The sequence below is a fragment of the Mesorhizobium sp. C268A genome (assembly GCF_040324475.1).
Taxonomy (GTDB): domain Bacteria; phylum Pseudomonadota; class Alphaproteobacteria; order Rhizobiales; family Rhizobiaceae; genus Mesorhizobium.
Genome location: NZ_JAMYVX010000001.1, coordinates 2,590,824 through 2,617,038, shown reverse-complemented (window position 1 = coordinate 2,617,038; position 26,215 = coordinate 2,590,824). Strand labels below are relative to the sequence as shown.

Annotated in this window: 26 protein-coding genes, 1 tRNA gene and 1 riboswitch; of the genes, 14 read left to right on the top strand and 13 right to left on the bottom strand. The window is 62.9% G+C overall.

Features of this window, described 5'->3' with window-relative positions:
- Positions 1-9 precede the first annotated feature (9 nt).
- The 3 genes from NKL06_RS12690 to NKL06_RS12680 all read left to right on the top strand — a co-directional run bounded on the left by NKL06_RS12690 (position 10) and on the right by NKL06_RS12680 (position 3,219).
- The gene (locus tag NKL06_RS12690; RefSeq protein ID WP_023692536.1) at positions 10-1,278 is read left to right on the top strand and encodes an ATP-binding protein; all 1,269 of its coding nucleotides are present in this window, start codon (positions 10-12) and stop codon (positions 1,276-1,278) included.
- Positions 1,279-1,393: 115 nt separating this feature from the next.
- Complete coding sequence (gene phoU, locus NKL06_RS12685; protein WP_023692535.1) at positions 1,394-2,116, top strand: phosphate signaling complex protein PhoU; 723 nt, start codon at positions 1,394-1,396, stop codon at positions 2,114-2,116.
- Between the two features lie 95 nt (positions 2,117-2,211).
- A complete protein-coding gene (locus NKL06_RS12680; protein WP_023692534.1) occupies positions 2,212-3,219 on the top strand; it encodes a magnesium and cobalt transport protein CorA in 1,008 nt (335 codons plus the stop codon).
- A 161-nt stretch (positions 3,220-3,380) separates the two neighbouring features.
- Here NKL06_RS12680 and NKL06_RS12675 read toward each other — a convergent pair whose 3' ends face one another.
- Complete coding sequence (locus tag NKL06_RS12675) at positions 3,381-3,899, bottom strand: GcrA family cell cycle regulator (protein WP_023692533.1); 519 nt, start codon at positions 3,897-3,899, stop codon at positions 3,381-3,383.
- A gap of 357 nt (positions 3,900-4,256) precedes the next feature.
- On the opposite strand from NKL06_RS12675, the gene NKL06_RS12670 reads away from it, so the two are divergent.
- From NKL06_RS12670 to NKL06_RS12660, 3 genes are all read left to right on the top strand, one after another.
- On the top strand, positions 4,257-5,456 hold the full coding sequence (locus NKL06_RS12670; RefSeq protein ID WP_023692532.1) for an aspartate aminotransferase family protein: 1,200 nt from the start codon (positions 4,257-4,259) through the stop codon (positions 5,454-5,456).
- A gap of 18 nt (positions 5,457-5,474) precedes the next feature.
- Complete coding sequence (argF, locus tag NKL06_RS12665; RefSeq protein ID WP_023692531.1) at positions 5,475-6,386, top strand: ornithine carbamoyltransferase; 912 nt, start codon at positions 5,475-5,477, stop codon at positions 6,384-6,386.
- Positions 6,387-6,494: 108 nt separating this feature from the next.
- Positions 6,495-7,526 (top strand): Hsp33 family molecular chaperone, encoded by a 1,032-nt coding sequence (locus tag NKL06_RS12660; RefSeq protein WP_031208580.1) that lies wholly within the window; start codon positions 6,495-6,497, stop codon positions 7,524-7,526.
- Between the two features lie 41 nt (positions 7,527-7,567).
- Here the strand turns inward: NKL06_RS12660 and apaG are convergent, their stop codons facing one another.
- Positions 7,568-7,960 carry a Co2+/Mg2+ efflux facilitator ApaG/CorD gene (gene apaG / locus NKL06_RS12655; protein WP_023669631.1) on the bottom strand — a complete coding sequence of 131 codons (393 nt, stop codon included), beginning with the start codon at positions 7,958-7,960 and terminating at the stop codon, positions 7,568-7,570.
- A gap of 221 nt (positions 7,961-8,181) precedes the next feature.
- On the opposite strand from apaG, the gene NKL06_RS12650 reads away from it, so the two are divergent.
- Positions 8,182-9,333 (top strand): ceramide glucosyltransferase, encoded by a 1,152-nt coding sequence (locus NKL06_RS12650; protein ID WP_023669632.1) that lies wholly within the window; start codon positions 8,182-8,184, stop codon positions 9,331-9,333.
- 11 nt (positions 9,334-9,344) lie between these two features.
- Here the strand turns inward: NKL06_RS12650 and NKL06_RS12645 are convergent, their stop codons facing one another.
- The gene (locus tag NKL06_RS12645; RefSeq protein WP_023692529.1) at positions 9,345-10,535 is read right to left on the bottom strand and encodes an O-succinylhomoserine sulfhydrylase; all 1,191 of its coding nucleotides are present in this window, start codon (positions 10,533-10,535) and stop codon (positions 9,345-9,347) included.
- Between the two features lie 57 nt (positions 10,536-10,592).
- A riboswitch (SAM riboswitch) is annotated at positions 10,593-10,670 on the bottom strand.
- 140 nt (positions 10,671-10,810) lie between these two features.
- Here NKL06_RS12645 and NKL06_RS12640 point away from each other — a divergent pair.
- Together NKL06_RS12640 and NKL06_RS12635 are read left to right on the top strand one after the other, a co-directional pair.
- Complete coding sequence (locus NKL06_RS12640) at positions 10,811-11,905, top strand: 2'-deoxycytidine 5'-triphosphate deaminase (RefSeq protein ID WP_023681946.1); 1,095 nt, start codon at positions 10,811-10,813, stop codon at positions 11,903-11,905.
- 101 nt (positions 11,906-12,006) lie between these two features.
- Positions 12,007-12,777: an ABC transporter substrate-binding protein gene (locus NKL06_RS12635; RefSeq protein WP_023669635.1), complete on the top strand. Its 771-nt coding sequence runs from the start codon at positions 12,007-12,009 to the stop codon at positions 12,775-12,777.
- 16 nt (positions 12,778-12,793) lie between these two features.
- On the opposite strand, the gene NKL06_RS12630 is transcribed toward NKL06_RS12635, so the two are convergent.
- The 5 genes from NKL06_RS12630 to chvE form a co-directional block, all read right to left on the bottom strand.
- Complete coding sequence (locus NKL06_RS12630) at positions 12,794-13,243, bottom strand: hypothetical protein (protein ID WP_031208582.1); 450 nt, start codon at positions 13,241-13,243, stop codon at positions 12,794-12,796.
- Between the two features lie 27 nt (positions 13,244-13,270).
- On the bottom strand, positions 13,271-14,266 hold the full coding sequence (gene araD1 / locus NKL06_RS12625; protein ID WP_023692527.1) for an AraD1 family protein: 996 nt from the start codon (positions 14,264-14,266) through the stop codon (positions 13,271-13,273).
- Positions 14,267-14,467: 201 nt separating this feature from the next.
- Positions 14,468-15,754 (bottom strand): multiple monosaccharide ABC transporter permease, encoded by a 1,287-nt coding sequence (gene mmsB / locus NKL06_RS12620; RefSeq protein ID WP_023669637.1) that lies wholly within the window; start codon positions 15,752-15,754, stop codon positions 14,468-14,470.
- On the bottom strand, positions 15,751-17,283 hold the full coding sequence (gene mmsA / locus NKL06_RS12615; protein ID WP_031203726.1) for a multiple monosaccharide ABC transporter ATP-binding protein: 1,533 nt from the start codon (positions 17,281-17,283) through the stop codon (positions 15,751-15,753). The genes mmsB and mmsA overlap by 4 nt, the downstream gene beginning before the upstream one ends.
- A gap of 152 nt (positions 17,284-17,435) precedes the next feature.
- Entirely contained in the window at positions 17,436-18,506 is a 1,071-nt protein-coding gene (gene chvE / locus NKL06_RS12610; protein WP_023681943.1) for a multiple monosaccharide ABC transporter substrate-binding protein, read from the bottom strand.
- A 294-nt stretch (positions 18,507-18,800) separates the two neighbouring features.
- Here chvE and NKL06_RS12605 point away from each other — a divergent pair, with 294 nt between their 5' ends.
- Complete coding sequence (locus NKL06_RS12605; RefSeq protein WP_023681942.1) at positions 18,801-19,808, top strand: LysR family transcriptional regulator; 1,008 nt, start codon at positions 18,801-18,803, stop codon at positions 19,806-19,808.
- 4 nt (positions 19,809-19,812) lie between these two features.
- Here the strand turns inward: NKL06_RS12605 and NKL06_RS12600 are convergent.
- A tRNA-Gly gene (locus NKL06_RS12600) sits at positions 19,813-19,886 on the bottom strand.
- A 180-nt stretch (positions 19,887-20,066) separates the two neighbouring features.
- Here NKL06_RS12600 and NKL06_RS12595 point away from each other — a divergent pair.
- Positions 20,067-20,330 carry a DUF6460 domain-containing protein gene (locus tag NKL06_RS12595; RefSeq protein WP_023681941.1) on the top strand — a complete coding sequence of 88 codons (264 nt, stop codon included), beginning with the start codon at positions 20,067-20,069 and terminating at the stop codon, positions 20,328-20,330.
- 67 nt (positions 20,331-20,397) lie between these two features.
- On the opposite strand, the gene NKL06_RS12590 is transcribed toward NKL06_RS12595, so the two are convergent.
- Positions 20,398-21,300: a histone deacetylase family protein gene (locus NKL06_RS12590; protein WP_023681940.1), complete on the bottom strand. Its 903-nt coding sequence runs from the start codon at positions 21,298-21,300 to the stop codon at positions 20,398-20,400.
- A 217-nt stretch (positions 21,301-21,517) separates the two neighbouring features.
- Between NKL06_RS12590 and NKL06_RS12585 the strand changes: the two genes are divergently transcribed.
- Positions 21,518-22,855 carry an MATE family efflux transporter gene (locus NKL06_RS12585; protein ID WP_023692526.1) on the top strand — a complete coding sequence of 446 codons (1,338 nt, stop codon included), beginning with the start codon at positions 21,518-21,520 and terminating at the stop codon, positions 22,853-22,855.
- A 3-nt stretch (positions 22,856-22,858) separates the two neighbouring features.
- Here NKL06_RS12585 and NKL06_RS12580 read toward each other — a convergent pair whose 3' ends face one another.
- From NKL06_RS12580 to NKL06_RS12570, 3 genes are all read right to left on the bottom strand, one after another.
- Positions 22,859-23,173 carry a hypothetical protein gene (locus tag NKL06_RS12580; RefSeq protein ID WP_023692525.1) on the bottom strand — a complete coding sequence of 105 codons (315 nt, stop codon included), beginning with the start codon at positions 23,171-23,173 and terminating at the stop codon, positions 22,859-22,861.
- Positions 23,174-23,287: 114 nt separating this feature from the next.
- Positions 23,288-24,364 carry a quinone-dependent dihydroorotate dehydrogenase gene (locus tag NKL06_RS12575; RefSeq protein ID WP_023692524.1) on the bottom strand — a complete coding sequence of 359 codons (1,077 nt, stop codon included), beginning with the start codon at positions 24,362-24,364 and terminating at the stop codon, positions 23,288-23,290.
- Positions 24,361-24,711: a DUF952 domain-containing protein gene (locus NKL06_RS12570; RefSeq protein ID WP_023692523.1), complete on the bottom strand. Its 351-nt coding sequence runs from the start codon at positions 24,709-24,711 to the stop codon at positions 24,361-24,363. The genes NKL06_RS12575 and NKL06_RS12570 overlap by 4 nt, the downstream gene beginning before the upstream one ends.
- 201 nt (positions 24,712-24,912) lie before the next feature.
- On the opposite strand from NKL06_RS12570, the gene NKL06_RS12565 reads away from it, so the two are divergent.
- Together NKL06_RS12565 and NKL06_RS12560 are read left to right on the top strand one after the other, a co-directional pair.
- A complete protein-coding gene (locus NKL06_RS12565; protein WP_023692522.1) occupies positions 24,913-25,341 on the top strand; it encodes a hypothetical protein in 429 nt (142 codons plus the stop codon).
- A gap of 118 nt (positions 25,342-25,459) precedes the next feature.
- Positions 25,460-26,119: a response regulator gene (locus tag NKL06_RS12560; protein ID WP_023669647.1), complete on the top strand. Its 660-nt coding sequence runs from the start codon at positions 25,460-25,462 to the stop codon at positions 26,117-26,119.
- Positions 26,120-26,215: the final 96 nt, after the last annotated feature.

Sequence of the window (26,215 nt, the reverse complement as noted above, 5' to 3'; positions counted from 1 at the left end):
GAAAGCACGATGGCTGACACCGGCGCAGAGCGGACAACCACGGGGCAGGCCGTCGCCGGCCGGCTGTGGAACAGCCGATGGCTGCTGGCCGCCGGTGCGATCGCTATCCTGGCCGTTTATGGTTTTGCCGGTATCTCCGCCTATGTCGTCCTGGCTGCGTTGACGGTGCTGCTGGCTGCCGCGCTTCTGCCAACCGGTGGCGCCAGCCGGTCTGCTGAGAAGACCATTACCACGGTCGAGGCGAGCGGGCTGCAGCGGCTTTCCGGCGAATATCTTGCGGCTGCCGTTGCCGATCCGCTGATCATCTTCGACCGCACCGCCACCATCGTCCACGCCAATGCCGCCGCCTTTGCCGCCTTTGTCGGTATCGCGCCCGGCCTGTCGCTGTCGCTAAAATTCCGCGCGCCGGAAATGCAGGCCTTGCTGGACGGCGTGCTGTCGGGAACCGTCGCCTCCGATGCCGTCGACTACACCGAGAAGCTGCCGGTGGAACGCGCCTACCGGGTCAGCGCGTCCTCGGTCGGCCACGCCACCGATCTCTATGTGCTGGTATTCAAGGACCAGAGTGAGACGCGCCGCATCGACCGCATGCGCGCTGACTTCATAGCCAATGCCAGCCACGAGTTGCGAACCCCGCTTGCTTCGATCTCGGGCTTCATCGAGACGTTGCGCGGCCCGGCCCGCAACGATCCGGCGGCGCGCGAGCAGTTCCTGCAGATCATGCAGAACCAGACCGGCCGCATGGCGCGCCTCATCGACGATCTCCTGTCGCTGTCGAGGCTTGAAATGAAGCCTTACCTGAGGCCGGGAACCGAGGTCGATCTGCGCCAGACCATCGACAGCGTCATCGATTCACTGGGCCCGCTCGCCAGCGAGAACGGCGTCGTCATCGAACGCGACTACGCCGAGGGGCCGCTCGACGTGCCCGGAGACCGCGACGAGCTGTTCCAGGTGTTCGAGAACCTCTTGGAAAACGCCTGCAAATACGGCCAGCCTGGCGGACGCGTCACGGTGTCGATCGCGCGGGGCGAGGCCGGCCCGGAACCGGGCATCGATGTAACCATCAGGGACTATGGCCCGGGCATCCCGGAAGAGCACATACCGCGCATTACCGAGCGCTTCTATCGCGTCGACGTGGAGAGCAGCCGCACCCAGAAAGGCACCGGTCTTGGCCTGTCCATCGTCAAGCATATTCTGACGCGCCACAACGCCCGGCTTTCGATCAAGTCGGAGGTTGGCAAGGGCGCGGCGTTCACGGTCCATTTGCCGGCAGGCTGAGGCGGTACTATCTGCTAACTGCCTGTTTCTTCTTTCTGTCATCCGGCTAGCGTATCAGCACAGGGTCGAGGAAAACGACTCAAAAGGCCAAAGATTTAAGGAAGGCATTTCGCCCATGCAGTCCGTACACATTGTCAGCGCCTATGACGAAGAGCTGAAATACCTGGCGAAGCGCATCGCTGCGATGGGCGGCCATGCCGAGCGCATGGTCGAGCAGGCGATCCAGGCGCTGGTCAATGCCGATCCCGGCCTCGCCCAGAAGGTCATTCGTGACGACATCGTGCTTGACGATGGCCAGCGCGAAATCGACGACAAAGCCATCGTCATCATCGCCAAGCGCCAGCCCATGGCGACGGATCTGCGCGAGATCGTCGGCGCCATCCGCATTTCGGCCGACCTCGAACGGGTCGGTGACCTCGCCAAGAACGTCGCCAAGCGTGTGGTCAGCGTCATTGACGGCCGCCAGCCGACCAGCCTGTTTCGCGGCCTCGAGGCGCTGGCCGAACTCGCTTTGACCCAGCTCAAGGAAGTGCTCGACGTCTATGCCTCGCGCTCGGTCGAGAAAATAGGCTTCGTTCGCGACCGCGACGACCAGATCGATGCCATGTACACCTCGCTGTTTCGCGAATTGCTGACCTACATGATGGAAGATCCGCGCAACATCACGCCGTGCACGCATCTGCTGTTTTGCGCCAAGAACATCGAGCGCATCGGCGACCACGCCACCAACATTGCCGAGACGATCTACTACATCGTCACCGGCGAGCAGTTGCCGGCCGAGCGTCCCAAGGGCGACAAGACCGACAAGGTTGCCCTGCCGGCGCTGCCGGTGAAGTGATCGCGCTCCCCTCGAACGCTTAATCATATTGCGCTAAACTACCTGGATGTTAGCGTCTCGGTTCCTGGCCAAGGCCAGGCGCTCAGGAGGCTGCGATGGAATATGTCCGAGAGTTCAAGCCGGCGCCGGCATCGTCCGGCATCATCGCGTCGAGCGTCTACACCGCCGGCAAGCGCATCGCCGACATTCCGATCGAAGAAGCCGGCGAATGGGCCAAGAAGTCGGGCCATGTCGTCTGGATCGGGCTGCTCGAACCCGACCGCGAGCTTCTGCTGCGCGTCAAGGCGCAATTCCATTTGCATGAGCTGGCGATTGAAGACGCCGAACATCCGCACCAGCGGCCGAAGATCGAGCAATATGGCGATGCGCTGTTCATCGTTGCCCGCACTGCACAGCTGATCGACGGACGCGTCACCTTCGGCGAGACGCATCTGTTCGTCGGCTCAGGCTATATCGTCAGCGTCAGGCATGGTCCCTCGACCTCATACGCCGCCGTGCGCCAGCACTGGGAAAGCTGTCCGCACTCACTGGCCAAGGGCGAGGATTTCGTCCTCTACGCCATCCTCGACTTCATCGTCGACAACTACATGCCGGTGCTAGAGCAGATCGAGGACGAGGTCGAGGCGATCGAGGACAGGGTGCTGCTGAAGCCGATGACCGGTCCCGACATCGAGCGGCTCTATATGCTGCGCCGCGATCTGTTGCGCCTGCGCAATGCGGCGCTGCCGCTGGTCGAGGTCTGCCGCCGGCTGACCAGCGCCGAACTGCCGCAGATCCATACCGCAATGCATCCGCTGTTTCGCGATGTCACCGACCATATCCGCACCGTGCAGGAAAAGATCGACAGCCTGCGCGAGGTTCTGGCGTTCGCTTTCGAAGCCAGCCTGCTGGTCGGCCAGAGCCAGGAAACCGCGAACACCAAGAAGCTGGCCTCATGGGCGGCGATCCTGGCGGTGCCGACGGCGCTCGCCGGCATTTACGGCATGAATTTCGACGACATGCCGGAACTGAAGATGCAATACGGCTATCCCGTCGTATTGGTCTCGATCGCGCTGATCTGCTCGTTTTTGTATTGGCGATTTCGGAAGAGTGGGTGGCTGTGATGGCAGGCAGTAGGCAGTAGGCAGTAGGCAGTAGGCAGTAGGCAGTAGGCAGTAGGCAGTAGGCAGTAGGCAGTAGGCAGTAGGCAGTAGGCAGAATAAGGTGGCGCCTCACGAGCGCTGTCCCATTCCCTACTGCCCAGTCCCCAATCGCTATTCCCTAACTACCGGCTCCTGCGCCGCTCTGAAGCCGGCTGGAACGCAACCCTTGCGTGGTACTTGCAGTAAGGTCCGGTTTCAGCCGCCTCGTTGCCGCAGAAGTTGAAGTCTTCCGACAGCGGGTCGCCATTCGGCCATTTGCAGGTGCGCTCGGTGAGATCGGTGAGCTGCAGATGCCGCGAGATCGGCACGACGACGTTTTCGACCGGGCGGATGTAGTGGCGCGCCACTGGCTCGGCGTCGAACTGCGCCTGCAGCGCGTTCGCCCCGATCGACGTCGTGACATGGCGCTGCGCGGTTGCGGCGCGCGGCACCGATTTCTGGATCGAAGATCCCTGCGTTGTCTTCTTCTGACGCGCCGGCGTTGCGGTCGAGCGTCCGCGGCCCGACAGCTTCAGCCGGTGCACCTTGCCGATGACCGCGTTTCGGCTGACCCCGCCGAGTTGTGCGGCGATCTGGCTTGCGCTCAAGCCCTCCGACCACAGTTTCCTGAGAAGTTCGACCCGCTCGTCAGTCCAGTTCATGAGACCGCGCTCCTGCTAAGTGTGCGGCAGCCGGAATCCACTCCCGACCCGGCGATTTTTGCCGGGGCAGACACCACATATATTAGGTGATTAGGTCCGCCGCACGAAATCTAGTTATTTCCCGACTACAATTACCTCATGTGTTGACTCGGTGACAAGAGTCCCAAGTGCAACACGAATCGGTTTTTTAGGTTTTCCCCAACTTGCCCGGTCGCTTATGAGCCGGCGTCTCGTCGGGAGCTTGCAGCGCGCCTCTGCACGACGTTTTCGTTGACTTCATGGCCGAAAAACACGATAAGCCGCAAAGGCCGCCGCTTTGGCGGCTTTTTTGATTTTCCGGTACCGGAGACGCATATAATGAGCGGTTCGGCGCTTTACGAGACCTTTGCCCGCGCCCCTTTGGCCTTCGACCATGGCGAAGGCACCTGGCTGGTTACCGACAAGGGCGAGCGATATCTCGATTTCGCTGGCGGCATCGCGGTCAATTCGTTGGGCCACGGCCATCCGCATCTGGTCTCGGCGCTGACCGAACAGGCGGCCAAGCTCTGGCACGTCTCCAATCTCTACGAGATCCCGGGGCAGGCCCGGCTCGGCGAGCGGCTGGCTGACGCCACCTTCGCCGACAAGGTGTTCTTCACCAATTCCGGCGCCGAGGCGCTCGAATGCGCGATCAAGACGGCGCGGCGCTACCAGTTCGTCAAGGGCCATCCCGAGCGCTTCCGGGTCATTACCTTCGAAGGCGCCTTCCACGGCCGCACGCTGGCGACCATCGCCGCCGGCGGCCAGTACAAATATCTCGAAGGCTTCGGCCCCAAGGTCGAAGGCTTCGACCAGGTCGGCTTCGACGACATCGACGCCGCCGAGAAGGCGATCACACCAGAGACCGCCGCGATCCTGATCGAACCGGTACAGGGCGAGGGCGGCATCCGCCCGGTGCCGACGCAATCCTTGAAGCGGCTGCGGCAGCTCTGCGACCAGCATGGCCTGCTGCTGATCTTCGATGAGGTCCAGTGCGGTATCGGTCGCACCGGAAAGCTGTTCGCGCATGAATGGACCGGCGTGACGCCCGACATCATGGCGATTGCCAAGGGCATTGGCGGCGGCTTCCCGATGGGCGCGTGCCTCGCCACCGACGACGCTGTCGTCGGCATGACGGCAGGCGTGCATGGCACCACTTTCGGCGGCAATCCGCTGGCCATGGCGGTCGGCAACGCTGTGCTCGACGTCGTGCTGGAAGACGGCTTCCTCGAAGACGTCCAGCGCAAGGCATTGCTGATGAAGCAGGGCCTGGCGGCGGTCGCCGACGAATTTCCCGATGTCATCGAAGGCATCAGGGGCAGCGGCCTGATGCTTGGCCTGAAATGCGCCATGCCCAACACCAAGGTCAACATGGCGCTGCGCGACCAGCATCTGCTGGCGGTGCCGGCCGGCGACAACGTCATTCGTCTGCTGCCGCCGCTGACCGTCACCGACGCCGAGATCGGCGAAGCGCTCGATCGCATCCGCGCCGGCGCCAAGGGCCTGACCGACGCCATCGCCGCGGCCGCCGCGAAGTAATCCCGAGAACCATTCCCGATGAGCCTTCGCCATTTCACCGATCTTTCCGCCGTTTCCGAAGGCGATCTGCGCCTGATGCTGAACGATGCAGTGGTGCGCAAGGCGCGCCTCAAGGCCGGCGAACGGACCAAACCGCTCGAAGGCAAGGTGCTGGCCATGATCTTCGACAAGCCGTCGACGCGCACGCGCGTGTCCTTCGACGTCGGCATGCGACAGCTCGGCGGCGAGACCATCATGCTGACCGGCACCGAAATGCAGCTCGGCCGCTCCGAGACCATTGCCGACACCGCCAAGGTGCTGTCGCGCTATGTCGACGCCATCATGATCCGCACCACGTCGCATGAGCGGCTGCTCGAGCTGACCGAGAATGCCACGATTCCGGTCATCAACGGGCTGACCGACGACACTCATCCCTGTCAGCTGATGGCCGACATCATGACCTTCGAAGAGCATCGCGGTCCGGTTGCCGGCAAGACCATCGCCTGGACCGGCGACGGCAACAATGTGCTGCATTCGCTGCTCGAGGCCTCGGCGCGGTTCCGCTTCAACCTCAATGTCGCCGTGCCGGAAGGCAGCGAGCCGGCGCAGAAGCACATTGACTGGTCGAAGACCAATGGCGGCAAGCTGCACTTCACCCGCTCGCCCGAAGAGGCCGTCGACCAGGCCGACTGCATCGTCACCGACTGCTGGGTGTCGATGGGCCAGGAACACCGCGCCCGCGGCCATAATGTCTTCTCGCCCTATCAGGTCAATGCGGCGCTGATGGCGAGGGCCAAGCCCGACGCCCTGTTCATGCACTGCCTGCCGGCGCATCGCGGCGAGGAAGTCACCGACGAGGTCATCGACGGTCCGCATTCGGTTGTCTTCGACGAAGCCGAGAACCGGCTCCACGCCCAGAAGGCGGTTTTGGCCTGGTGTCTGGGCGCTTGATCTCCAGGCGCTTGATCTCCAAGCGCTTGATCCGGGGCGGCGCGATGCCTATTTGCGCCCCATCACGCAAATCAAGCGCGTTTGGACGCATGCACCCCTCCGGGCCGCATGGCCGCGCCCTGGAGCTTTGTCATGTTGGAAACGCATCAAGTGAATGAACATCACCCCAAACTCGGCGAGTTCGGCTATGCCGGCGACGATCATGTCGTACCCTTCGAGGTCGGCCCGCTCGACGTGCGCGGCCGCACCGTGCAACTCGGGCCGATGCTCGACGCCATCCTCAACCGTCACGACTATCCCGAGCCGGTCGCCCGCCTGCTGGCGGAAGCCTGTGTGCTGACGGTGCTGCTCGGCACTTCGCTCAAATTCGAAGGCAAGTTCATCCTGCAGACCCGCACCGACGGGCCTGTCGACATGCTGGTCGCGGATTTCTCCACGCCCTCGGCATTGCGCGCCTATGCGCGCTTCGATGCCGACCGGCTGGAGGCCCTGGTGGCCGCAGGCCAGACCTCGCAGCAGACGCTGCTGGGCAGCGGCGTTTTGGCGCTGACCATCGACCAGGGCGCGCACACGCAGCGCTATCAGGGCATCGTCCAACTCGACGGCGAGACGCTGGAAGACGCCGCGCGCACCTATTTCCGCCAGTCGGAGCAGATCCCGACCGACCTCAGGCTGTCGGTGGCCAAGCTGCTGACGCCAGGTCCCGGCGGCGCTCGTGAGCAGTGGCGCGCCGGCGGCATCCTGGCGCAGTTCCTGCCGCAGTCACCCGAGCGCATGCGCGTGCCCGACATTTCGGGCGGCGACGGCGATCCGCGTGACGTGACGCAGGAGCCGGCCGACAATTCGTGGCGCGAGCTGGTGGCGCTGCTCGGCACCATCGAGCCGACCGAGCTGATCGACCCGACCATCGGCGCCGAGCGGCTGCTCTACAGGCTGTTCCACGAACATGGCGTGCGCGTCTTCGGCGGCGTGCCGGTCGCCGACCAATGTTCCTGCTCAAGGGACAAGATACGCGGCATCCTCGAGGGGTTTTCCGCGCAGGAGATCAAGGACAGCACCGAAGATGGCGGCATCCACGTCGCCTGCGAGTTCTGCTCGAAGCAGTACGACTTCGACCCGGCGGAGTTTGCAACTCAGTAGCATCTCTTCCTTCTCCCCGTATAGTGACGGGGAGAAAACCCCTAATTCACCGTCCGTCGGGTCCCCGGCAGATCCAGCGAAAACGCGGGAATAGCGACGTCGAACGTCTCGCCCTTTTTGTTGCGCATGGTGTAGTGGCCGACCATGAAACCGGAGGGCGTCGAGAGCGGGCAGCCTGACGTGTATTGATAGCTGTCGCCGGGATTGAGCTCAGGCTGGTCGCCGACCACGCCGGCGCCGCGCACTTCCTCGACCCGGCCGCTGCCGTCGGTGATGTGCCAGTAACGCGCCATAAGCTGCACGAAATCGTCCGACTGGTTGTCGATCGTCACCTGGTAGCCCCAGACATAACGGTTCTCCGCCGGGTCCGAGCGGTCCTCCAGGTAGAACGGTCTGACCTGCACTTCGATGTTGCGCGTGACGGCGCGGTACATGGGCTGCTCCGGTTGCGCAGCAGGGAACATTTGTCGCGCCATGCGGTTTGATACGCGCAGAGCGGCATGTCCTGCCAGCCTCAAAGCGCAGTGCCGACAAACAATGTCATTTAAGTGACACATGACAATGTTGGTGTGCGCAAACCTTGCCGGCGACTCAAGGCCCATCTGTCGACTGACAAAGCAGCCGCGAGCGGCCTTTCCGGAGTGACCAGATCTCGATGGAACCAGCTCTCACAGCCGCCTTCGCTTCCTCCGCTTTGCTTCTTTCCAATCTCGCCAGCATCCTGCTTGCTTCGTCGAAACTGCAAGCGCGTCGCCTTATCCCTCCGCCGTCCGGCGAGCAGCCACCGGTCTCGATCGTCGTGCCGTCGCGCGGCGTGGAGCCGTTCACACAAGAGACGCTGCAGCGAGCCTTCTCGCTCGACTGGCCGCGCTACGAACTGATCTTCTGCGTCGCTCACGCCGACGATCCCGTCGTCAAACTGATAAACAGGGCGATCGTCCTGTTTCCCAACGTGCCGGCCCGGCTGCTGATCGGCGACGACCGCGTCAGCAGCAACCCGAAGCTCAACAACTGCGTCAAGGGCTGGGAAGCGGCGCGCTATCATTGGGTTATTCTGGCGGATTCCAACGTGCTGATGCCAAGGGATTACGTCCAGCACCTGATGGCGGCCTGGCGGACCAATACCGGGCTTATCTGCTCGACGCCGATCGGCTCTCGGCCGGATGGCTTTTGGGCCGAGGTCGAATGCGCGTTCCTCAACACGCTGCAGGCGCGCTGGCAATATGCCGGCGAGGCGCTCGGTCTCGGCTTTGCCCAGGGCAAGAGCATGCTGTGGAACAAGCCGATGCTCGATACCAATGGCGGTATCCGCGCGCTGGCCGCCGAGATCGCCGAGGATGCTGCTGCAACCAAGCTGGTCAACGGACTGGGCCTGCACGTCAATCTCGTTGCCTCGCCTTTCGAGCAACCACTGGGGCAGCGCCGACTTGCCGACATCTGGTCGCGCCAGGCGCGCTGGGCGCGGTTGCGCCGCGTCACCTTCCCACTGTTTTTCGCACCCGAGATCCTGACCGGCGTCGCCGTGCCGTTGGCGTTGGCGCTGGTGGCGGCCGCAAGTGCCGGCATCAGCCTGCCGGCCACGGTGATGGCCGTGCTGACGGCGGCCTACATTCCCGAATGCGCGCTGGCCGCGGCCAAGGGCTGGCATCTGTCGCTGCGCATGGTCCCGGCGATGATGGTCCGCGACATGATGCTTCCCGCCATCTGGGCGCGCGGCTGGCTGAGCGGCGCCGTCGACTGGCGCGGCAACACCATGACCATCGGCACCAAGACGGCCGAACTGGAAGAGGTTTCGTCGGGAGCGTGACGCCTCGCGGCCTATCCGGCTGCCTTCAGCGCCTGCGCAACGTCCTCCAGCAGATCGTCCGTATCCTCAAGACCGACCGACAGCCTGAGCGTTCCCGGCCCGATGCCAAGCTCGGCGCGAGCTTCGTCGCTGAGGTTCTTGTGCGTGGTGGTCGCCGGATGGGTGATCAGACTCTTGGCGTCGCCGAGATTGTTGGAGATCAGCACGACGTCGAGCGCGTTCTGCAAGGCGAAGGCCGCCTGCTTGCCGCCCTTGACGTCGAGGCAGATCAGCGTCGATCCGCCCGTCATCTGCTTCTTGACGATGTCGGCCTGCGGGTGGTCGGCGCGGCCGGGATAGATGACGCGGGCGATTTCCGGCCGTCCTGCCAGGAAATCCGCGATCTTGGCCGCGCTTTCCGTCTGCTGGCGCACCCGAACCGGCAGCGTCTCCAGGCCCTTGAGCAGCGTCCAGGCGTTGAACGGCGACAGGCTCGGGCCGGTGTGGCGGAAATAGTCGTGCAAATTCTCGTCGATCCATTTCTTGTCCGACAGGATGATGCCGCCGAGACAGCGTCCCTGGCCGTCAATGTGCTTGGTCGCGGAGTAGACGACGATATGGGCGCCGAGCTGCAAGGGCTTCTGCTGCAAGGGCGTGGCAAAGACATTGTCGACGATCAGCCTGGCGCCGATCGAGGTGGCGAGCGCCGCCACCGCTGCGATGTCGACCACTTCCAGCGTCGGATTGGTCGGGCTTTCCAGGAAGAACAGTTTCGTGTTCGGCCGCACCGCCTTTTCCCAGTTGGCGATGTCGGTGCCGTCGACCAGCGTTGCCTCGATGCCGTATTTCGGCGCCAGCGTCTCCACCACCCAGCGGCAGGAGCCGAACAGCGCGCGCGCCGCAACGATATGGTCGCCGGCCTTGGCGCTGCACAGGAGCGCTGCCGTCACCGCCGCCATGCCGGACGCCGTGGCGCGCGCATCTTCGGCACCCTCCAGCGCGCACATGCGCTTTTCGAACATGTCGACGGTAGGGTTGGCGTAGCGCGAATAGATGAAGCCCGGCTCCTCGCCCTTGAAACGGGCTTCCGCGGCCTGCGCCGTTTCATAGACATAGCCCTGGGTGAGATACATCGCTTCCGACGTCTCGCCGAACTGTGAACGCAGTGTTCCCCCGTGCACGAGTGCGGTCTGAGGCTTCCAGTTACGCTTCTTGGTGCTCATCGCTTTTGTTCCAGACACAAAAAAACCGGCCGCGAAAGTCGCAACCGGTCCATATGGCCTTGCGGCCCGACGGTCCTTTAGCGACTTGTTTAACGTGGCTGCAAGCCGACCGGCCAAATCACCACGGGATAACGACCCTTTAGACCTCACCTGCGCTTGCGTCAATTGCCGGCTTCATTAAGAGGTTTGTACCAGGCAGGTTCCGCAATAATATCCAGCGGTTTTGCGGCAAGAACCTGCCACAAAGAGACCGACCTTGGAGCGGAGCCAGCCTTTTGCGGCAGACAGGCATTCTTCCCGATCAGGACATTTCCGCGCTGTTTCAGTCCGGCGCGCTGGAGTCGCCGCGCGCGCTCGATGTCGACCAGGTGCAGCCGGCGAGCCTCGATCTGAGGCTCGGCAACAAGGCTTTTCGCGTGCGCGCCTCCTTCCTGCCGGGTCCCGATCATCTGGTGGCCGACAAGCTTCACCGGCTGAAATTGCATGAGTTCAGTCTCGCCGAGGGCGCGGTGCTGGAAACCGGCTGCGTCTACATCGTGCCGCTGCTCGAAAGCCTGGCGCTGCCCGCAAACGTGTCGGCCTCGGCCAACCCGAAGAGCTCGACCGGCCGGCTCGACATCTTCACCCGGGTGATGACCGATCGCGGCCATGAGTTCGACAAGATCGCCCCCGGCTATCACGGGCCGCTTTATCTCGAAGTCAGTCCACGCACCTTCCCGATCGTCGTACGCGCCGGATCGAGGCTGTCGCAGATCCGCTTTCGCACCGGCAACGCGCTGTTGTCGGAGGCAGAACTGAACGAATTGCACCGCGCCGAGATGCTGGTGGCGACCGAGCCGCCCAACATTTCCGGCGGCGGCATTGCGCTGTCGATCGATCTTGACGGCGACCAGAACGGCCTGGTCGGCTATCGCGGCAAGCATCACACCGGCTTGGTCGATGTCGACAAGCGCGCCGCCCAGGATGCCGTCGATTTCTGGGAGCCGCTCTATAAGAGCGGCGCCGGCGAACTGGTGCTCGACCCGGACGAGTTCTACATCCTGGTCAGCCGCGAAGCCGTGCACGTGCCGCCGCTCTACGCCGCCGAGATGACGCCCTTCGATCCGCTGGTTGGCGAATTCCGTGTTCACTATGCCGGCTTCTTCGATCCGGGCTTCGGCCATTCGGCCTCAGGCGGCACCGGCAGCCGGGCGGTGCTCGAAGTGCGCAGCCACGAAGTGCCGTTCATCCTCGACCACGGCCAGATCGTCGGCCGGCTGGTCTACGAACACATGCTGAAGCGGCCGCAGGCGCTTTACGGCACCGATCTCGGCTCGAATTACCAGGCGCAAGGCCTCAAGCTCTCCAAGCATTTCCGCCCCGCCGGCTGAACCTTCGATCACCGTCAGGCAAAATACTTGCCTGCGCTGCCTCACCATGCTTGGCTGCCTTTCGGTGGCCGGCAAGAGAACGGCGCGCAAGGGGAACCAAAATGCAGATTTCAAGATGGATCATATCGGCAGCGGGCGCTGCCATGCTGGTGATATCGGCCGGCTCGCTGGCTGAGGCGCAGGAGAAATTGAAGATCGGCACCGAGGGCGCTTATCCGCCCTTCAACACCATCACCGCGGACGGCAAGATCGAGGGCTTCGACATCGACATTGCCAATGCGCTGTGTGCGCAGATGAAGGTCGAGTGCGAGATCGTCACCCAGGACTGGGACGGCATCATCCCGGCGCTGCAGGCGAAAAAGTTCGACGCCATCATCGCCTCGATGAGCATCACCGAGGAGCGCAAGAAACAGGTCGCCTTCACCAACAAATACTACACGACGCCGCTGGCGCTGGTGGCGCCCAAGGACAGCGACCTCACTTCCACCGAACCGGCAGCCCTTGCCGGCAAGACGGTGGGCGCGCAGGCCTCGACCACCCAGGCCGACTATGCGCAGGACGCCTATGGCAAGGCCGGCGCCGAGGCGAAACTCTACCCCACCCAGGAAGAGGCGATCACCGACCTGCAGAACGGCCGTCTCGACGCCGTCATCTCCGACAAGTTCGTGCTGATGGACTGGCTGAAGAAGGCGAGCGAAGGCTGCTGCAAGCTTGTCGGCGACGTCAAGGGCACCGAGACGCAAGCCGGCATCGCTGTCCGCCTGGAAGACACGGCGCTGCGCGACAAGCTGAATGCGGCGATAGACGCCATCGTCGCCGACGGCACTTACAAGAAGATCCAGGCCAAGTATTTCGATTTCGATATCTATTGAGTCCCGTCCGCCGGCGTCAGCCGCGAAAGAGATACGATTTCGCGGCGCCAAGGCAGGCATGAAAATGGCCGATAAACAGCAGTTCGCGTGCGGCCAAACGTTTCCTGCCCCAAAAGCCTTCGGTCAGTTTGACCTCGTCGAGCGAAGCGTTTGAGCCGCGCTTCAACGGGAACAACTGCTTGTCGAGGCAACCGAGGACATGGGCCTTGGCGGAGTCGATGCCGCAGACCTTGCCATTGTTGTTCAGCCTGTCGCTGCGAAGCGCTGATGTCATGTGATCCGTGTTGCGCATCAGAAAGCTCACCTGGGCTTTCGAATAGCCGGTTGCTAGAAGACGGCTCGTCATCGCCAAACGGGCTTCACGATAGGACTTCGGGCTGCACTGGCCGGCGCTAAAGGCCACCGACGGTTGGGTCAGGAACAGGGCCACGCCCGTGAACACAATGACAAGCCGCATTCCGTTCATTTCCGGCTCCCAAATTGTGATGCTGCCTCAAAGCGCCTTCACCGCCACCTTAACCGGCTGCTCAATCTCCAGCGGGTTGCGCAGCGGCAGGCCGAAATCCGCGGCCTCGATCTCGAAAACGTCGCCGGCCTGAGTCTTGATGCCGTCGGCAAAAGACAGCGTCGCCGTGCCGAACATGTGCACATGCACGTCGCCCGGCTGGCGGAAGGCCGAATATTTGAAGTGATGATGTTCGAGATTGGCGATTGTGTGCGACATGTTCGCTTCGCCCGACAGGAACGGCTTTTCCCACAGCAAATTGCTGTCGCGATAGATTCGCGATGAGCCCCTGACGTCGGCCGGCAGGTCGCCGATCAGGATTTCCGGCCCGAACGAGGCGTTGCGCAGTTTGGAATGTGCCAGGAACAGATAGTTCACCCGCTCGGTAACATGATCGGAAAACTCGTTCGACAGCGTGAAGCCGACGCGGAACGGCGCGCCGTCGTCGCCGATGACATAGATGCCGGCGATTTCCGGCTCCTCGCCGGCGTCCTGCGCAAAGGCCGGCGACATCAGTGCGGCGCCCGGCGCCACCGCCATGGTGCCGTTGCCCTTGTAGAACCATTCCGGCTGCACGCCGGTCTGGCCCTTGGCCGGCTTGCCGCCTTCGAGCCCCATGCGGAACATCTTCATGGAATCGGTAAGCTGCTCCTCGCCGCCATCGCTGAGCTTCTTGTGCATGGAATCGCGCGTCGCCGCCGAGCCGAGATGGGTCAGGCCGGTGCCGGTCAGATGCAGATGCGCAGGATCGGGATGGTTGATCGGCGACACCAGCCGGCCCTTCTTGTAGACGGCGTCGAGGTCTATCGCTTCACCGAACCCCTTGCGCTCGATCAGCGCGGCGAGGCCCGTTCCGGTGCGCGCGGCTTCCATGGCCAGCGAATAGACGCTGCGGGCGCCGTTGATGATCCTGGTCTTGCCGCCGCCATTGCGGGCGACGACGCGGATGGTCTCGGCGTCGTCGAGGATCTGGGAGATTAGCATGATGAAATCCTCTCTCATGTGCCTTGGCCGGGTTGCCCCTTGGCAAACCTTGACCTGCGCGGCTCGGACCTCGCCGCGCCACGGGTTGAACTCTTCGTCCGGATTGCGCTCGCGAGCTCCATCCCTCGGGGGACTTCTTGTGCCGACAACTTGCCGGCTGCGCCGCGACCGTATGCCTCCTGCTTGCCTCGCTGAAGCTTGTCAGGCCTTGTTCTTGTTGTAGACGTCGAAGATCACGGCGCCGAGCAGCACCAGGCCTTTGACCACCTGCTGCCAGTCGACATTGACGCCCATGATCGACATGCCGTTGTTCATCACGCCCATGATGAAGCCGCCGACGACCGCCCCGATAACCTGGCCGACGCCGCCCATCGCCGAGGCGCCGCCGATGAACACTGCGGCGATGACATCGAGCTCCGAGCCGAGACCCGCCGCCGGCACCGCCTGGCCGAGACGAGCCGCGATGATCAGGCCGCCAAGCGCCGACAGCACGCCCATATTGATGAACACCATCAGCGTCAGCCGCTCGGTGTTGATGCCCGACAGCTGCGCCGCCTTGGGATTGCCGCCCATGGCGTAGATGCGCCTCCCGATGGTCATGCGCTTGGTGACGAAGACGAACAGCGTGATCAGCACGCCCATGACCAGCAGCACCACGGGCAGGCCGCGGTAGCTGGCAAACTCATAGACCAGGAACAGCGCCAGCGCGCTGGCGACCAGCGTCTTGACGACGAACAGGGTGAAGGGCTCGGCCTCATAACCATGGCGTTCTCGTTTGCGCCGGGTGCGGACCCCGAAATAGGCATAGGCGAGCACGGCGATCAGCCCCAGCACGACCGTCGTCATGTGCAGGGTCACGCCGCTGCCCATGATGGTCTTGCCGGCTGCGTTCACGACCGGCGGGACGAGCGTCAGTGGGCCGATCACATCCGGGATGAAGCCGGAACTGAGCATCTTGAAGTCGTCGGGAAGCGGACCCACCGACGAGCCGCCGCCAAGCAACGCCTGGCAAATGCCGCGGAAGATCAGCATTCCGGCCAGCGTGACAATGAAGCTCGGTATCCGGTGATAGGCGATCCAATACCCTTGCGCGGCGCCGATCAGGCCACCCGCGACCAGGCAGACGATCGAAACCACCAGGGGATTGCTCAGCGGTCCGAGTTGCCAGATGACCATCATGTTTGCCGCCAGCGCGCCAATGAAACCGGCGACCGATCCGACGCTGAGGTCGATATAGCCCGATACGATCACCAGCAGCATGCCCAGCGCCATCACGATGATGAAGGAGTTCTGCTGCACCAGATTGCTGAGGTTGACCGGCTTGAACAACGTCCCCGACGTGGTGAACTGGAAGAACAGCATGATGACGATCAGGGCTATGATCAGTCCGTATTCGCGTAAATTCGTCGCCAGCGCCGAGACGGCGATGCGCGGGCGCTGTTCGTCGGCGACGTTGCCCTGCGGGGCGGGGGCGCTTTCGGTGCTCATGCTGCTTTTCCTTCTCCCCGGACGATGGCGCGCATTATCTTTTCCTGGCTTGCTTCCGCCGCCGGCATTTCGCCCACCATGCGCCCTTCGTTCATGACGTAGATGCGGTCGGTAATCCCCAGCAATTCCGGCATTTCCGACGAGATGACCACGATCGCCTTACCCTCCGAGGCAAGGCGCGCGATGATCGTGTAGATTTCATACTTGGCGCCGACATCGATGCCGCGTGTCGGCTCGTCGAGGATCAGCACGTCAGGATCGGCAAACAGCCATTTCGACAGCACCACCTTCTGCTGGTTGCCGCCGGAAAGATTGCCGGTCATCTGATAGACGCTTGACGCACGGATATTGGTCTTCTTGCGATAGTCGTTGGCGACCGCAAGTTCGCGCATGTCGTCGATCACGCTGTGGCGCGACACGCCGTCGAGATTGGCCAGCGTAATGTTATGCTTGATATGGTCGATGAGGTTGAGGCCGTAGGTCTTGCGGTCCTCGGTGACATAGGCGATGCCGTGTTGGACCGCCTTGCTTACCGAGGAGACATCGACCGGCTTGCCCTTGAGCAGCACTTCGCCGGTGATGCGGCGGCCATAGGAGCGGCCGAACAGGCTCATGGCGAATTCGGTGCGGCCGGCGCCCATCAGCCCGGCGATGCCGACCACCTCGCCCTTGCGCACATTGAGGTCGATGCCCTTGATCACCTGCCGCTCGGCATGGAGCGGGTGATAGACCGACCAGTTTTTCACCTCGAACACGACTTCGCCGATCTTGGGCTCGCGCGGCGGATAGCGGTCGTCGAGCGAACGGCCGACCATCGAGGTGATGATGCGGTCTTCGGAGATATCCTTCTTGGCCAGCGTCTCGATGGTGCGCCCGTCACGGATGACGGTTACCTTGTCGGCGACCCGGTTGATCTCGTTGAGCTTGTGCGAGATCAGGATCGAGGTCATGCCTTGTCGCTTGAATTCGAGCAGAAGATCGAGCAGCGCCTGGCTGTCTTTCTCGCTGAGCGACGCGGTCGGCTCATCGAGGATCAAAAGCTTGACGTCCTTGCTCAGCGCCTTGGCGATCTCGACCAACTGCTGCTTGCCGACGCCGATATTGGTGATCAGTGTCTTGGGGTCCTCCTTGAGGCCCACCTTCTTCAACAAGGCAGCGGTGCGCGCCTCGTTGGCATCCCAGTCGATGACGCCATATCGGGCGTTTTCGTTGCCGAGGAAGATATTCTCGGTGATCGACAGCATCGGCACCAGCGCTAGCTCCTGGTGGATGATGACGATGCCCTTGTGTTCGCTGTCATGGATACCTTTGAACTGGCATTCCTGACCCTGAAAAATGATCTGGCCGTCATATGTGCCGGCGGGATAGACGCCCGACAGAACCTTCATCAGCGTCGACTTGCCGGCGCCGTTCTCGCCAACCACGGCGTGGATCTCGCCTTCCTCGACGCTGAGGTTGACGTTCGACAGCGCCTTCACGCCGGGGAACGTCTTGGTGATGTCGCGCATCTCCAAAATCGTCGTCATCAGGGCAAGCTCCTCCTGTTGCATGTCGCTCAAAAGTGCTTGCGGTTTGAGACAACGACATGCACGGAAACAAAGTCCGGTAGAAACAATACCGGGGTCGCTTGTGAACGGAAAGGGGTCCTGCGTCGCGCAGGACCCCTGTCTTTATAAACGGATTACTTCAGTTCGTCGGCCTTGATGTAGCCGGAGTCGACGACCAGTGCCTGGTAGTTCGACTTGTCGACCTCATGCGGCGTCAAAAGGATCGAGGGGACGACCTTGACGTCGTTGTTGTAGGTCTTTTCATCGAGGCCGTCCGGCTTGCCGCCCGAGAGCACCTTGTCGACGAGTTCGACGGTGGCCTTGGCCAGTTCGCGGGTGTCCTTGAACACGGTCGAGTATTGCTCGCCCGTGATGATCAGCTTGACCGAAGCGGTCTCGGCGTCCTGGCCGGTCACGATCGGCCACGGCTGGGCGTCGGTACCGTAACCGACGGCGCGCAGCGAAGCGGTGATGCCGCGCGACAGGCCGTCATAGGGCGAAAGAACGCCATCGACGCGGCTGCCGTCCGAGTAGTTGGCCGACAGCAGGTTGTCCATGCGCGCCTGGGCGGTCGCGGCGAGCCAGCGCAGCGTGCCGACCTTGTCCATGCCGGTCTGACCGGACTTGATCTTGATCGAGCCGTCATCGATCAGCGGCTGCAGCACCGAGATTGCGCCGTTGTAGAAGAAGAATGCGTTGTTGTCGTCCGGCGAGCCGCCGAACAGTTCGACGTTCCACGGCTTGGTGTTCGGGAAGCGCTCCTTGAGACCCTTGACCAGCGAGTTCGCCTGGATCACGCCGACGCCGAAATTGTCGAAGGTGGTGTAGTAATCGACATTGGCGGTCTTCTTGATCAGGCGGTCATAGGCGACGACGACGACGCCGGCGTCGGCGGCCTTCTGCAGCGCGTCCGAAAGGGTGGTGCCGTCGATCGAAGCGATGATCAGCGCCTTCGGGCCTTTGGTGATTTCGTTTTCCAGCTGGCTGAGCTGGTTGGGGATGTCGTCCTGCGCGTACTGCAGGTCGACCGTGTAGCCGAGAGCTTCGAGCTGGGACTTGACGGCATCGCCGTCATTGATCCAGCGCTGCGAGGTCTTGGTCGGCATCAGCACGCCGACAAGACCCTTGTCGGCTGCGTGCGCCGAGTAGGTCATGGCAGCGATGCCAAGGGCCGCGACGGCGGCCAGTGTCTTGATGATTTTCACGTAAAACTCTCCCTGGTTGATGGACGCGACACCTCGGGGCTTCGCGGGCCGCGCAGTCGGGCGGATGCGCCAAAGCGCCGCCGCCGTCATAATCGATCTCCGGTATCCTCCCAATCGGCCCTCAGTCTTGATTTAAATCGATACGATTTTGCTCGTCATCGACCGTCAAGTCTTGAGGACGCGCGAAAATGTGACCCTTTGCCATAACTGTCAAATGCGATCTTCGGTGGTTGCTATACCAAAACCGGTATATGACTAGACCGGGCTGGAACAGTGGCGGAAGCGGGAAAAGGCATGGCGGCTTTACGAGGTCCTCAGGGAATTTCAAGCGGTTACGATGAATTGCCGGGCGATGGCGAGACACTTCTGCGCAGTGGCTTGAGCCTGCGTCACATGCGCATGATCGCAGCGCTGGACGATCACGGTCGGGTGAGCGCGGCCGCCCAGGTGATGAACATCTCGCAGCCGGCGGCCTCGCGCATGATTTCCGAGATGGAAGCGGTGCTTGAGGTCAAGCTGTGCGAAAGGCTGCCGCGCGGCATCACGCTCACCCCTTACGGCAAGGCGCTGGCGCGGCGCGCGCGCTCGATCCTGCTCGAAATGCGCGAGGCCGACCGCGAAATATCGGAGCTCAAGGCCGGCAAGGGCGGCTCGGTGTTCCTTGGCGCGGTGACGGCGCCGGCGATCGAACTGGCGGTCCCGGCGATCCGCGAGATACGCCGCCTTTATCCGCGCATCGAGATTACCATGCAGGTCGAGACGTCGAATGTGCTGGCGCGCGAACTGATCGCCACGCGCCATGATTTCATCATCGCCCGTGTCCCCGAAGACCTCAATCCGCGCCTGTTCGAATCGCGCGTCATCGGCGTCGAGAAGGCCTGCCTGATCGTGCGCCGAGGCCACCCGCTGAGCAACGGCCATCCTCTAAACAATGGGAAGGCGGTGAGGCTGGAGGACACCGCCGCCTTTGACTGGGTGTTCCAGTCGGGCGGGTCGCCGCTGCGCCAGGCGATGGAGAGCAATTTCCTGAACCGCAACATCGCCCTGCCGGACCGCATCCTCAACACCTCGTCGCTGCTGCTCACACTGGTCATGGTGGCGCAGTCCGACGCCATCGCCCCGGTGTCGATCCAGGTGGCAAAATTCATCCAGAACCCCGACGGTCTCGCCGGCGCCATCGATGTCGTCCAGACCGAGTTCGACATCGAGGTCCGCCCCTACAGCCTGATCACGGTGAAGAACCGCGTGCTGTCGCCGGCAGCCAAGATGCTGCACGATTTTATCTTGCGGGAAGTGGGATAGGAACTGGAGCGGGTAGAGGGAATCGAACCCTCGCGTTCAGCTTGGGAAGCTGACAAGCTACCATTACATCATACCCGCGTCGGCCTCTCGATATCATGATGGGCGTGCTTCGGGCAATCGCCCTTGGACAGCTGTTCGGAAACGGCTGTTGGAAACCCGACCGATTGCGCCGTCCGCCCGCCTTGATGCGGGCGCAGCAAGTGCGTATTCGTGGGTTTGTACCCCGAATCCGGGCACACCAATCTGGAGGCAGGCCCCTTGTCCACAGTGACGCGCTTTCTCGGTGACTCGCCCGTCAGGGTGATCGTCAAGCTGCTGGTCGTTTCGTTCCTGGTCGGCCTGGTCATGAATGCGTTCGGCTGGACGCCGATGGACGTCTTCTACCGCATCCAGGGTTTCTTCATCGATCTTTGGAACCTCGGCTTCAACGCGGTCTATCGCTTCTTGGGCTATATCCTGCTCGGCGCCGCGATCGTCGTGCCGGTGTTCATCCTGCTCAGGGTCGCGAACTACCGCAAGTGAAGCGGAGCATGATCCCGAAAAGTGGCAACCGGTTTTCGGAAAAGATCATGCTCAAACCAAAGGCCACTTAGGCAAAGTCCGACGCCACCTCGAACAGGATGGCGTGGCGCGCGGCGAGCGCTGCGACATCGGTCGAATAGCCGCCGCCGATGACACCGCAGACCGGGATGCCCAGCGCGCGGAAATGACCGATCACCATGGCGTCGCGGGCACGTACGCCGTCATCGCTGAGCGACAGCCGGCCGAGCCGGTCCTCGGCATGCACGTCGACACCGGCATTGTAGAAGACGATGTCCCAGTGCGCCTTGGCCGAGAGCTCCGGCAGGAGGACACCCAGCCGTTCGAGATAGGCGCCATCGCCGGTGCCGTCCGGCAGGGCAACGTCGAGATCGGAGGCAATCTTGCGCACCGGATAATTGCGCTCGCCATGCATGGAAAAGGTGAACGCGCGTGGCTCTCCTTTCAGGATGTCCGCGGTGCCGTCGCCCTGATGCACATCGAGATCGACGATCAGGATGTTTTTCACCGCGTCTTCGGCTAGCAGCACCAGCGAAGCGACGGCAACATCGTTGAAGGTGCAGAAGCCCGCGCCTTGCGCGCGCCGCGCATGGTGGCTGCCGCCGGCGCTGTTGCAGGCAATGCCATTGATAAGCGCCAGTCGCGCCGCCAGCACCGTGCCGCCGGCGGCGAGTTGCGCCCTGAGCGAAACGCGCGGTCCCACGGGAAAGCCGATCTCGCGCTCGATCTTTTCAGGCACTGAACACGTGATGACCTGGTCGACATAATCAGCCGCATGGGCGAGCTTCAGCCAGGAGGCCGGCGCCGGCTCGGGCATCGACAGCGCCCCGGCATGGATCAGACCCCTGATATGCAAGGCCTGCATCAGCAGCGGATATTTGCTCATCGGAAAGCGATGATTGACGGCGAAGCCGGCATCGTAGTCGGGATGATGGACGATCTGCAGGGGCATGGCTAAAGCAATTCCAGGAAAAGTGTGCAGCGGTTTTCCCGGGAGAAGCGCGTAGCGCCTCCCTTTGGGAATTGCTTAAAACCAGTACTGGGATCCGGCGGGCTCGCGCCAGAAGAACATTTCGGTTGGCCGTCACGGCAAGAGTGATTGCGCGGTGGCGGGAAAATGGGGCACATCGGCTGTTCGATCAAGCCGCAACCAGCAAGGCAGCAATCCCCTGGACACGGGTGCAACCCCAGCCGACGCGAGACCCTTCGCCGTCACCAACCGTTCGGTGCTCGCCATCGCCGTGCCGATGACGCTCGCCTATCTGACGACGCCGCTGCTCGGCATCGTCGACACGGCGGTGGTCGGGCAGTTCGGCGATGCCGCCCTGCTCGGCGGCCTGGCGGCCGGGGCCCTGGTCTTCGACGTCGTCTTCAGCACCTTCAATTTCCTGCGCTCCGGCACCACCGGCCTCGTCGCCCAGGCGTTTGGGCGCGGCGACGAAACCGAGGAGCAGGCGGTGTTCTGGCGCGCCGTGCTGATCGCGGTCGCCGCCGGCATCGTGCTTGTCGTCCTTGCGCCGCTGATCGCCATCGCCGGCCAGAAATTCATCGGCGGCGAAGCGCGCGTCGGCGAGGCGATGGGCGTCTATATCCACATCAGAATGCTCGCCGCCCCCTTCACGCTGATCAACTACGCCATCCTCGGCTATGTCCTTGGACGCGGCGAGGGCGGGCTTGGGCTGATGCTGCAGGCGGTGCTCAACGGCATCAACATCGTGCTTTGCATCCTGCTCGGCCTGAAGCTTGGCTGGGGCGTCGCCGGCGTGGCCTGGGCGACCGTCACCGGCGAATGTCTGGCCATGCTGCTGGGTCTCGCCATCGTTGTCTGGCGCTTCCGGGCCGCACCCCGCCTGCCGCGGCATCGCCTGCTCGACATGCCCGCTTTCCTGCGCATGCTGTCGCTCAACCGCGATATCATGATCCGCTCGTTCTCGCTGCTCGCCGCTTTCGCGCTGTTCACCCGCCAGGGCGCGCAGTTCGGCACGCTGACGCTGGCCGCCAATGCCGTGCTGATGAACTTCTTCCTCGTCGCCGGCTATTTTCTCGACGGTTTCGCCACCGCGGCCGAACAGTTGGCGGGACGCGCGATCGGCGCACGTGCCGAGACGGCGTTCCGCCGGGCGGTACGTCTGACCTTATTCTGGGGGTTCGGCCTCGCCGGAACCGCCACGCTGATCTTCTGGCTCGGCGGCGCCGGCCTGATTTCGTTGATCACCACGTCGCCGGACGTTCGTGCTGTTGCCGACATCTATCTGCCGTGGGCGGCACTGACACCGCTGAGCGGCGTGCTGGCCTTCCAGATGGACGGCGTCTTCATCGGCGCCACGTGGTCGCGCGACATGCGCAACATGATGCTGGTCTCGTTCCTGGCCTTCAGCGCCGCATTGTTCAGCTTGGCGCCGTCTCTCGGCAATCACGGCCTGTGGGCGGCGCTGCACGTTTTCCTGCTGGTGCGCGGCTTCAGCCTGCTGGCGACTTTGCGGGTGAGGGTGCGGGAGGCGTTTTAGCCCTCAGAAACGGCCATTAGCCCAATTTCGCGTCAGCTCGCCTGCTGCCTCGCAAACGTCCATGGCCGTCCCGATGTCGGAAGGCGCAAGCGCCGCGACGACTGCATGGCAGTTTTTGGCGGGCTGCCCAGCAGAAGGCATATCGGAATAGACAAAGAAGCAAACGGCGGCTGACTGCAATGCGGTGGTCGACGAGACGTTCGCGGGCAAGGCATTCACAGCAGCGGCCTGGCAAAGTTGCCGCACATAGGGCTCCAGTTGACCATCGCCAAAGGGAGCAGCCATGGACGCAAGAATGAAAACCGCAGCCGATGGCATTGCAGCCTCGCTTTTCAATCGAACAAGCTGACAGGTCCTGTGTGCTCTAAATATGGCGTGAGACGGACAGCGGCCACTTTCGCTGCGCATCAACGGCGTAGCTTGGCCGTCAAATCAAAGCGGCTTTGCCGCCCATTCGCTGAGCCGGCTGTCGCGCAGGCCGCGCAAGGACGTCAGCTGTTCCCTGTCGGCGAACTTCGCCATGCCGGCAAGGATGCGGCCGGGCAGCGCCGGTCCGGCATAGACCATGCCGGTATAGAGCTGCACGAGGTCGGCGCCGGCGCGGATTTTCTCCAGCGCGGTCTCGGCGGAATCGACGCCGCCGACGCCGATGACGGCGCGCTCCGGCCCGAGCAGCCGACGCATCTTGGCCAGCACGATGGTCGAACGCTCGAACAGCGGTTTTCCCGAGAGACCGCCGGTCTCGCCGGCGCCGCTTGGGCTACGCAATCCGGATCGCGAGAGCGTCGTGTTGGAGACGATGACGCCGTCGATCTGCTTTTCGGTCACTTCGGCGGCGATGTCTTCAAGCTCGGCCTCGACCAGATCGGGTGCGACCTTGAGAAAGATTGGTGGCTGGGCCGATGCCGAGCCACGGGCCGATATGACGCGAGCCAGAAGTTCGCCGAGCTGTTCGCGCGCCTGCATGTTGCGCAGGCCGGGCGTGTTGGGCGACGAGATGTTGACGGTGAGATAACTGGCGTATTTCGCAAAGCGGGAGACGCCGAGCTCATAGTCATGGACACGATCGGCGCTGTCCTTGTTGGCGCCGATGTTGACGCCGACGATGCCGACGCGTCCCTTGCGCGCGGCAAGGCGCATCTCGGCCGCTTCGTGGCCCTCATTGTTAAAACCCAGCCGGTTGATCGCCGCATCATCCTCAGCCAGCCGGAAAATGCGCGGCTTCGGATTGCCGGCCTGCGGCAGCGGCGTCACGGTGCCGACTTCGGCAAAGCCGAAGCCGAGGCCAAGCAGCGCGTCAGGCACCTCGGCATTCTTGTCATAGCCTGCGGCCATGCCGAGCGGATTGGGGAAGGCGATGCCACAGAGGCTGAGCTTCAACCTGTCGTCGCGCACCGTCCGCGCGCCGACCGGCAGACCGCATCGCAGCGCCGCGATCGACATGCCATGCGCCGTTTCCGGATCGAAGGTGAACAGCAGTTTCTGGCCGATGCGATCGAACACGCTCATTCGGCCTCCAGCGCCGGAAACTGGTGTGCGCCATCAGCGCCGAGCGGCAATGGTTTCACCCACAGCACGGCGTTCATGTCGAGCACGCCATAGAGATGCGGAAACAGCGCGCCGCCGCGCGAGACCTCGTATTTCAGCGGGTCACCGAGCAGCGCCCCGTCGATGGCGATCAGCAGCAAATCCGTCTGGCCGGCGAAATGCTTCGCCGCCGTCTCCCTGGCCTGATCAGCAGTGGAGAAATGGATGAAGCCGTCGGCGACGTCGATCGGAGCGCCGGTGAAGCGGCCGTTTTTCTCGGCCTCGCGCCAAAGGGCTTCGGGCGCGATCTTGTAGATGATCTGAGACATTGTTGCGCTATAAAGCAATTCCAGGAAAAGTGTGAAGCGGTTTTCCGCCCGGAATTGCGTTAAAACAAGGAGATAGAGCGGAGCGCCGTGGAACGGCGACCCGCTCTGGTCCGGATGGCTCATGCGGGGAAGGGCAACTCGTCCGCATTTACGGCGCAAAGCTGTGATAGGTTGCGCATACTGGCTCGTGGAGGATGGAACATGCGTCTGCAGCACATACTGATCCCCGCCGCACTGGTCTCGCTGGTTGCGGCATCGGCCTGGTCCGAAGAGACCGACCGCTACCGGCTGGAAAAATCCGCCAACGGTTATGTCCGTATGGACACCCGGACCGGCGCCATGTCGATCTGCGAGGAGCGCTCCGGCCAGCTCATCTGCAAGATGGCCGCCGACGAACGCGCCGCCTTCCAGGAGGAAGTCGACCGTTTGCAGGCCTCGATGAAAGCAATGGACGAACGCGTCGCCAAGCTCGAGAACTCGCTGTCCGCCCGCCTCGAATCGAAGCTGCCGAGCGAGGAGGATTTCGACAAGACGATGAGCTATATGGAGCGCATGCTGCGCGGCTTCATGGGCATCGTCAAGGAAATGGACAAGGATGACGGCGCCAATCTCAATTCGCAAAAGACCTGAACTGCCCGGCGGGGAATGCCCCGTCCGGCCATTGCCGCATGAAGACAAAGCGCTTCGCCGCATAATCGTCCGGTCCCCGTAAAAGCCGATAATCAATAAGGGATTTGGGGAGGAACATTTGCCGTCGGGTTACACCTTCGTCATCGCCGACGACCATCCGCTTTTCCGCGGCGCGCTGAAAGAGGCGCTTGCCGGCGTTGGTGATGTCGCAGCCATTCACGAGGCCGGCGATTTCGAAAGCGCCAAGGTCCTGGTCGTGGCCAATGAGGATGTCGACCTGGTGCTGCTCGACCTGTCGATGCCGGGCGCCAGCGGCCTGTCCGGTCTGATCGCACTGCGCGGCATCCACCCGGCGGTGCCGCTGGTGGTGGTGTCGGCACATGACGACCCGGTGACCATCCGGCGCGCGCTCGATCTCGGCGCGTCCGGCTTCATCTCCAAATCGGCCAGTATGGAAGAGATTCGCAGCGCCGTGCAGACGGTGCTGGCCGGCGACATCGCAGCACCCGTCGGCATCGACCTCGGCGTCGAGCGCGACCCCGAAATATCCGACCTGATCAAGCGGCTGCAGGCGCTGACGCCGCAGCAGACGCGTGTCCTCGGCATGCTGGCCGAAGGCCTGCTCAACAAGCAGATCGCCTACGAACTCAGCGTCTCCGAAGCGACGGTCAAGGCGCATGTCTCGGCCATCCTGCAAAAGCTCGGCGTCGACAGCCGCACCCAGGCGGTGATCCAGCTGTCCAAGATCGGCAGCGATCCGTTGCAGCCAGCAGGCTAAAGCGCATCGCGCTGAACGGATTCATGCGACCCGCTTTAGCTCTTGTTCGATGCATGTCGTGGTCCCAGAACCGGGGCACACTTCTGGGCGACATGC

Bases quoted from the DNA above. Each gene is read 5' to 3' on its own strand.
- NKL06_RS12690 (WP_023692536.1), top strand. From the start codon at position 10: ATGGCTGACACCGGCGCAGAGCGGACAACCACGGGGCAGGCCGTCGCC.
- phoU (WP_023692535.1), top strand. From the start codon at position 1,394: ATGCAGTCCGTACACATTGTCAGCGCCTATGACGAAGAGCTGAAATAC.
- NKL06_RS12680 (WP_023692534.1), top strand. From the start codon at position 2,212: ATGGAATATGTCCGAGAGTTCAAGCCGGCGCCGGCATCGTCCGGCATC.
- NKL06_RS12675 (WP_023692533.1), bottom strand. From the start codon at position 3,899: ATGAACTGGACTGACGAGCGGGTCGAACTTCTCAGGAAACTGTGGTCG.
- NKL06_RS12670 (WP_023692532.1), top strand. From the start codon at position 4,257: ATGAGCGGTTCGGCGCTTTACGAGACCTTTGCCCGCGCCCCTTTGGCC.
- argF (WP_023692531.1), top strand. From the start codon at position 5,475: ATGAGCCTTCGCCATTTCACCGATCTTTCCGCCGTTTCCGAAGGCGAT.
- NKL06_RS12660 (WP_031208580.1), top strand. From the start codon at position 6,495: ATGGCCGCGCCCTGGAGCTTTGTCATGTTGGAAACGCATCAAGTGAAT.
- apaG (WP_023669631.1), bottom strand. From the start codon at position 7,960: ATGTACCGCGCCGTCACGCGCAACATCGAAGTGCAGGTCAGACCGTTC.
- NKL06_RS12650 (WP_023669632.1), top strand. From the start codon at position 8,182: ATGGAACCAGCTCTCACAGCCGCCTTCGCTTCCTCCGCTTTGCTTCTT.
- NKL06_RS12645 (WP_023692529.1), bottom strand. From the start codon at position 10,535: ATGAGCACCAAGAAGCGTAACTGGAAGCCTCAGACCGCACTCGTGCAC.
- NKL06_RS12635 (WP_023669635.1), top strand. From the start codon at position 12,007: ATGCAGATTTCAAGATGGATCATATCGGCAGCGGGCGCTGCCATGCTG.
- NKL06_RS12630 (WP_031208582.1), bottom strand. From the start codon at position 13,243: ATGAACGGAATGCGGCTTGTCATTGTGTTCACGGGCGTGGCCCTGTTC.
- araD1 (WP_023692527.1), bottom strand. From the start codon at position 14,266: ATGCTAATCTCCCAGATCCTCGACGACGCCGAGACCATCCGCGTCGTC.
- mmsB (WP_023669637.1), bottom strand. From the start codon at position 15,754: ATGAGCACCGAAAGCGCCCCCGCCCCGCAGGGCAACGTCGCCGACGAA.
- NKL06_RS12605 (WP_023681942.1), top strand. From the start codon at position 18,801: ATGGCGGCTTTACGAGGTCCTCAGGGAATTTCAAGCGGTTACGATGAA.
- NKL06_RS12590 (WP_023681940.1), bottom strand. From the start codon at position 21,300: ATGCCCCTGCAGATCGTCCATCATCCCGACTACGATGCCGGCTTCGCC.
- NKL06_RS12580 (WP_023692525.1), bottom strand. From the start codon at position 23,173: ATGCCATCGGCTGCGGTTTTCATTCTTGCGTCCATGGCTGCTCCCTTT.
- NKL06_RS12575 (WP_023692524.1), bottom strand. From the start codon at position 24,364: ATGAGCGTGTTCGATCGCATCGGCCAGAAACTGCTGTTCACCTTCGAT.
- NKL06_RS12570 (WP_023692523.1), bottom strand. From the start codon at position 24,711: ATGTCTCAGATCATCTACAAGATCGCGCCCGAAGCCCTTTGGCGCGAG.
- NKL06_RS12565 (WP_023692522.1), top strand. From the start codon at position 24,913: ATGCGTCTGCAGCACATACTGATCCCCGCCGCACTGGTCTCGCTGGTT.